We start from the raw sequence: 2,017 nt of genomic DNA on the forward strand, positions 1-2,017 counted from the left end.
GGCGGCGGTCTCGGCCAGCCGGTGCGCGCGCTCCATGGTGCGGTTGACCACGATGATGCGGCCGATGCCGCCGCGGGCCAGGTGCGCGACCGAGAGCCCGCCCATCGCGCCTGCGCCGACCACCACGGCGGTCTTGCCGCTGAGCTCGCCGAGCACCTGCCGGGAGCGGTCCAGGGCGACGGACACCACCGATGCGCCCGCGCGGTCGATGCCGGTCTCGGCGTGCACCCGCTTGCCGACGCGCAGCGAGTGCTGGGCCAGCTCGTGCAGGGTGCGCCCGACCGCCTGCCGCTCGTCGGCGGTGGCGTAGGCGCTGCGGATCTGGCTGAGCACCTGCTGCTCGCCGACGACCATCGAGTCCAGGCCGCTGGCCACCGCGAACAGGTGCTCGGCGGCGGCCTCGCTGTAGCGCACGTAGGCGTGCTTGGTCAGCTCGGTCATCGGCATGCCGGAGTGTTCGGCGAGCAGTTCGCCGACCTCGGCCAGGCCACCGTGGAAGGCGTCGACTACGGCGTAGATCTCCACCCGGTTGCAGGTCGAGACGATCATGGCTTCGGAGATGTGGCTCGAGGCCAGCATGGTGTCGATCAACTTGGGTCGATCGGTGTCGGTGATCGCCACCTTCTCGAGGACCGATACCGGGGCGCTGCGATGTGAGACCCCGACGAGAAGAACGCTCATGGTGTGACCACCGATCCCTTGCTTGTTGGCTCCGTTGCCTGATGCGAGGTTGCTTGATGCTGGGCCGCCTGGTGCGCGGTGGCCGCCTTCATCGCGGCGGGCACCGAGGAGGACGCCGAGCGGCCCGCCGAGGCGCCGCGGCGGGGGGCGCGTCCCGAGGCGGCGGCTTCGGGGAGTTCGGCCAGCTCGTCGGTGTCGGCGTCGGCGTTGCGCGCGCGCTCGAACGACAGCAGCTGCATCTCCACGGCCAGATCCACCCGGCGCACCTCGACCGTGGCGGGGGCCCGCAGGCCGAGCGCGGCGAAGCTGAGGATCGACTGCAACCCGGCGGCGACCAGCCGGTCGCACACGTCCTGGGCGGCCTCGTCGGGCACGGCGAGCACCGCGATGGTGGGGCGCAGTTCGGCCACGGCCGCGTCCAGCTCCGCCACGTCGCGGACGGTCAGCCCGGCCACCTCGAGGCCGATCACTTCCGGGTCGTTGTCGAACAGGCCGACCACGGTGAACCCGCGCCTGCGGAAGCCGCCGTAGCCCACGAGCGCGCGGCCGAGGTGGCCCGCGCCCACGAGCACCACACGATGACCTCCCGACAGTCCGAGCACATCCTCGATCCTCGCCCGGAGCTTGGCCACGTCGTAGCCGACACCCCGTACGCCGTTGGGACCGAGGAAGGACAGATCCTTGCGCAGCTTGGCCGAATTGACACCCGCCGCGACAGCGAGTTCCTCACTCGATACGATGGGCACACCGTCGTCGGCGAGCATCGCCAGCACCCGCAGGTAGGCGGCCAGACGAGCCACGGTGGCCTGCGGAATGTCCTTCTGCACGGCGCGCAGAGCCCCGCCGGAGACGCCACCGGGCGTCTCGTGCTGGTCTGTCACGTCGTCGGCTCCTGCCCTGCCGGTGCCTGCGCACAGGCCCGGTACGTCACTCGGCCTCCGGTCCGGGCCCCCGCCTCGGTACCACGGTCGATTTCGGTCGGATTTCGTGGCGGCTCCGCAGCCTCGGCATGCGGGTCGCGTGCCACCACCGTAACCGCTTGTGAAGCCATGCACAAAGTCGGTGAAATTGGCCTCATTTTCCGGCGCGACCAGCGCGGCGGCGGATCATGGCCGCGCCAGGCGTCCGTCAGCGGGCGAGATCGGCGCGCAGCCGCGGCTCGTCGACGTCGAAATAACTGTGCTCACGACCGTCGAGCAGCACCACGGGCAGCCGATCCCCGTATTCGGCGCGCAGTTCCGGCTCGGTGGCGGCGGCCTCGTCGACATCCACGGTGCCCGGCTCGATATCGAATTCGGCACATACCGCCCGCAGTTGCGCGAGTGCGGTGTCACAC

Annotated in this window: 3 protein-coding genes; all 3 read right to left on the reverse strand. The window is 70.8% G+C overall.

Features of this window, described 5'->3' with window-relative positions:
- Positions 1-681, reverse strand: a 681-nt coding sequence (hemA, locus tag QH283_RS22825; protein WP_280504996.1) for a glutamyl-tRNA reductase, incomplete at its 3' end; no start/stop codon positions are given.
- Positions 678-1,562, reverse strand: a complete 885-nt coding sequence (locus QH283_RS22830) for a redox-sensing transcriptional repressor Rex (RefSeq protein ID WP_280504997.1) — start codon at positions 1,560-1,562, stop codon at positions 678-680. The genes hemA and QH283_RS22830, both read right to left, overlap by 4 nt.
- A gap of 247 nt (positions 1,563-1,809) precedes the next feature.
- The gene (locus QH283_RS22835) at positions 1,810-1,995 is read right to left on the reverse strand and encodes a glutaredoxin family protein (RefSeq protein ID WP_432420767.1); all 186 of its coding nucleotides are present in this window, start codon (positions 1,993-1,995) and stop codon (positions 1,810-1,812) included.
- Positions 1,996-2,017 lie beyond the last annotated feature (22 nt).

Origin of the sequence: Nocardia farcinica, assembly GCF_029867845.1 — a bacterium.
In the GTDB taxonomy this organism is placed as follows: Bacteria; Actinomycetota; Actinomycetes; order Mycobacteriales; family Mycobacteriaceae; genus Nocardia; species Nocardia farcinica_A.